The following is a 4,531-nucleotide window of genomic DNA, read 5'->3' on the forward strand; positions in this document are numbered from 1 at the left end:
TGCTGGTCATGTACGCCGGGCCCAGTTCGCTGAGGCGCCCGGCGTACATGACCAGCACCCGGTCCGCATGGCCCGCTACGGCGTCCATGTCGTGCGTGACCAGGACGAGCGCGGCGCCGACCGCCTCCCGCTGCTCGGCGAGCAGCCGCAGCACCTGGTCGCGGCGCTCCTCGTCGAGGGCGGTGGTGGGTTCGTCGGCGACCACGAGGTCCGGTTCGTTGATCGTGGCCATGGCGATCACCGCGCGCTGCCGCATCCCGCCGGAGTACTCGTGCGGATACGCCCGCGCCTTGCGTGCCGCGTCCGGGATGCCGACGCGGTCCAGGGCCGCGACCGCCCGGGCCCGGGCCTCCTTGCGGGAGATACCGGCCACCGACCGTACGGCGGCGGCGAGTTGGTCACCCACCCGGTGCACGGGGGACAGGGCCGACAGGGCGTCCTGCGGGACCAGGGAGATGCGTCGGCCCCGGTGGGCCGAGAGGTCCGGGCCGATCGTCCCGCTCGCCGTCGCGCCGCGCGGCAGCATGCCGAGGAGCGCGCGGGCCGTCAGGGACTTGCCCGCTCCCGACTCGCCGACGATCGCCAGCACTTCGCGAGGCCGGACGTCGAAGGACAGGCCGCGCACGGCCTCGACCCCGTCGAAGGCGATCCGCACCTCGCGCACCGACAGCAGTGGTTCAGACTCCAACGGGGGCCTCCTTCTTGGCCTGGACCGGAGGCGGGGTGGCGCGCCGTATCCTCCGGCCCTGTGTGAGTGCCGCTCCCGACACCGCGAGTCCCGCCAGCAGGGCCAGGGCCACCGCCGGGGCGAGGGCCGCCCACGGGGCGCGTTCCACGTAGGCGCGGGACTCGTCGAGCAGCAGACCCCACTCGGGAGCGGGCGGCTGGGCGCCCAGACCGAGGAAGCCCAGCGAGGCCAGGGCCAGGGCGATGCCCGGCAGGCGCAGCACGGCATGGCGGGCGACCGGGGCGGCCACCGACGGCAGGACGTGCCGTGTGAGGATCCACAACGGGCTCGCCCCGATGGCCCGTTGGGCGGTCAGGAACGCCGACGCGCGCACCTCCTGCACCAGCGCCGCCGCGTGCGCGGACAGGGCCGGCCAGGAGATCAACGCGACGGCGAGGGCCGCGCCGCCGGTGCCCGGGCCGACGGCCGCCGCGACCAGGATGCCGACGATCACCGGGGGCAGGGCGTTGGCGATGTCCGACGCGCCTTGCGCGATCCGGGGCAGGAAACCCAGGGCGAGCGCGACCAGCAGGCTCAGCAGACAGACGGCCGCGGCCGTGCCGACCGTGGACGCGGCGCCGTGGCCGAGGCGCGCGAGCACGTCACGGCCGAGGCCGTCGGTGCCGAGCGGGTGGGTGCGGGAAGGCGCGGCCAGCCGGGCCGTGGTGTCGACGGTGTACGGGTCGCGCAGCAGGCCCCAGCCGATGGTCACGGCGAGGACGGTGAACAGCGACAACGGGATCGCGGGATGGGCGCGCACCGGCCGTGCCGGGGGCAGCGCCAGCGAGGCGTCCCGCAGGGCCGGGCCCAGCAGCCGCCGCCGGGCGAGAGCCGCCAGCGCGCCCGTGACCAGACCGAGCGCGAGCAGCGCGAGCACCGCGCCCTGGAGCAGCGGCAGGTCCTGTGACTTGGCCGCGCCGAGCGCGGTACGGCCGATGCCCGGCACGGCGAAGACCGTCTCCACGGCGACCGCACCCCCGGTGAGCCCCACGGCGACCATCCCGAACTGCGGGACCAGCGGCGGCAGGACGCGGCGCAGTGCCGCCCCCGCGATCCGCGCCCGGCTCACCCCGGCGCCCCGCCACAGCTCCACCCACCGCTCGTCGAGCACGGCGGGCAGCGCGTCCGCGACCAGACGGCCGAGCAGGCCGCCGCCGGGGACACCGAGGGCCACGGCGGGCAGGACCATGTTCTCCGGCCCCGCCCAGCCCGACGTCGGCAGCCACCCCAGCCACACCCCGAACACCAGCAGCACGACCGTGGCCAGCAGGAACTCGGGTACGGCGACCAGCATCGCGGCCCACGCCCCGGCCGAGGACCGGCCCCGCACCAGCACCGGCGCGACCAGCGTGCACGCCACCAGCAGCGCCAGGCCGAGCGAGGCGCCCATCAGCGCCAGTGACACCTGGAGCCCGGAGACCACCGAGGGCAGGACCTCGGTGCCCGACACCCAGGAGGTGCCGAGGTCGCCGTGCAGCAGGCCGGAGGCCCAGCCGCCGAGCAGGGACAGGGGCCCGGCGTCCAGACCGAGGTCCCGGCGTACGGAGTCCAGGGCCTCCTGCGTCGGGTCCTGCTCGGCGGAGCGGGCCCGCAGCACGGCGAGCGCGGGGTCCCGGCCGGAGAGCCAGGGCAGCAGGCCGACGGCGGCCAGGACGGCGATCAGGCAGAACAGGCGGGTCAGCGCGGCGGCGCCGGCCAACCGTCGTATGCGGGCTTTCACTTGACGTGCGTGTCCGCGGTGACCAGTTCCCGCTCGCGCGGGTCGTGGGCGGCGCCGGTCACGCCGGCGGCGTCGCCCTGGATCACGCGCTCGTGCAGCATGGGCACGGCCGCGTCGGTGCCGAGGACGGCGGCCTCGGCGGCGATGACCGCCTTGCGCCGGGCGTCGCCGGCCGGCGTCTCGGCGGCCTTCTTCAGGGCCTTGTCCACGGCCGGGTCCGCGAGCTGGGGGATGTTGAAGGAGCCGTCGGAGGCGAAGTCGCTGTAGAGGTAGGCGGCCGGGTCGCCGGAGTCCAGGACGGTGGCGCGGGAGAGGATGAACGCGTCGAACGCGCCCGTCAGCGCGCCGGACTCGATGTTGGCGTACTCGCGGACGTCGAGCTTCACCTTGAACCCGGCCTTCTTGAGCTGCTGTTGCAGCGCGGCGGCGACCTCGGGCAGCTCGGCGCGGTCGGTGAAGGTGCCGATGGTGATCGTCTTGCCGGCCGGGTCGCCGGCCTCGGCCCGCTTCACCGGCCCCCGCAATCCGGCCGCCCACGGCAGGGCGGGGCCGAGCAGCCCCTCGGCGACATCGGCGCGACCCTCGTAGACGCCCTTCACGATCGACTCGGCGTCGATCGCCTCACGGGCCGCCGCCCGCAGCGCGGCGTCCTTGAAGACGCCCTTCTCGGTGTTCAGGTACAGGGTGTTGGTGCGCGGCATGGGCACCTCGGTGATCAGGTCCCGGTCCAGCACCGCCGCCTGCGAGACCGGCACCGCCTCGACGATGTCGGCCTCGCCGCTGCGCAGGGCGGCGGCCCGGGCGGTGCCGTCGGGCACGAACCGGACGTCGATGCCGGGGGCCTCGGCCTTCTTCCCCCAGTAGCCGTCGTAGCGGTCGAGGGCGGCGGAGGAGGTGCCGTCGACCTTCGTCAGCTCGAAGGGGCCGGTGCCCGCGCCGACGGGGTCGACGGTCTTCCCCTGGTAGGCCCTGGCGGCCAGGATCGACAGCTGCGGGGAGCTGAGCCGCTGCGGGACCAAGGGGTCCTCGGTGGCCGTGGTGACGGTGACCTTGTCGCCGTCGGCCTTCGCGGTCAGGTCGACGCCGTCGAGGATGCGGGGCTTGGGGGAGGCGGCGGCGGCCTTGGTGAGGGAGTTGACGACGGTTTCGGCGGTGAGCTTCGTCCCGTCGTGGAAGGTGACGCCGTCGCGCAGGGTGAAGGTCCAGCTCCGGCCGGACTGGGTCCACTCGGTGGCCAGTGCCGGTTCGGCGTCGCCGTCCGCGTCCAGTTTCACCAGGGTCTCCGCCGTCGACCAGCGCGACAGCTTGAAGGCGTCGTCCGACAGCGGGGACAGCGCCGAGCGCGGTGGCTGCATCATCGCGACGCGTACGCGCTTGCCCCCCGCGCCGGAGCCGTCGGTGGCCGGCTGCCCACCGGAGAAGCAGCCCGTGAGCAGGGCGGAGGCCGCGCTGAGGGCAGCGAGGGGGACGAGACGGGCGGGGACGCGCACGGGACACCTCGGTCAATGCCTGGTAAAGGACGGAAGCGCCATGACCGTAGCATGATGATAATCGTTTTCAGAAGCGGGTCTTATCCGGACGGCCCGATGCCGTGACCCTGTGCGAGCCGGGCGCCCTTCAACGCCATGTGCAGGAGCAGGCGGTCCTCGCCGTCGTCCAGGTCCAGGCCGGTGAGCTTCTCGATCCGGGACAGGCGGTAGTACAGGGTCTGGCGGTGGATGCCCAGCTCGGCGGCGGCCCGGGCGGCCTGGCCGGCGCAGTCGAGGTAGACCTCGGCGGTACGGGCCAGCTCCCGGTGGACGGGGAAGAGCAGGGCGTGCACCGCGGGGTCGCGGGCCACCTCCGGCGGCAGCGCGGTGAGCAGCCGGAACGGCCCGATGGACGCCCACTCGGCGACGGGCCCCAGCCGGGGTTCGGCCAACGCGGCCCGCGCCGCCGCCGAGGCTTCCCACCAGGCGGTTCCCAGCTCGGCGAGCCCGGAGCGGGGGGTTGCGAGACCGGCGGCGGGGGAGCCGGCGCCGCTCCCCGCCCCGCGCGAGGCGCCGCCTGCCGGGCCGGAGGGAGCGGCGCCGGCCGCTCCGCGG

General features: G+C 75.2%; 4 protein-coding genes. All 4 read right to left on the reverse strand.

Features of this window, described 5'->3' with window-relative positions:
* Positions 1-688 (reverse strand): ABC transporter ATP-binding protein (locus tag CCL05_RS43070; RefSeq protein WP_107400600.1); only part of this gene is annotated, 688 nt, incomplete at its 3' end.
* The gene (locus CCL05_RS43075; RefSeq protein WP_244204626.1) at positions 678-2,447 is read right to left on the reverse strand and encodes an ABC transporter permease subunit; all 1,770 of its coding nucleotides are present in this window, start codon (positions 2,445-2,447) and stop codon (positions 678-680) included. The genes CCL05_RS43075 and CCL05_RS43070, both read right to left, overlap by 11 nt.
* Positions 2,444-3,937, reverse strand: a complete 1,494-nt coding sequence (locus tag CCL05_RS43080; protein ID WP_086565900.1) for an ABC transporter substrate-binding protein — start codon at positions 3,935-3,937, stop codon at positions 2,444-2,446. Before CCL05_RS43080 ends, CCL05_RS43075 begins: the two co-directional genes overlap by 4 nt.
* Positions 3,938-4,017: 80 nt before the next feature.
* Positions 4,018-4,531 (reverse strand): PucR family transcriptional regulator (locus CCL05_RS43085; protein WP_244204627.1); only part of this gene is annotated, 514 nt, incomplete at its 5' end.

The organism is Streptomyces africanus, from assembly GCF_002150735.1.
GTDB classification, from domain to species: Bacteria; Actinomycetota; Actinomycetes; order Streptomycetales; family Streptomycetaceae; genus Streptomyces; species Streptomyces africanus.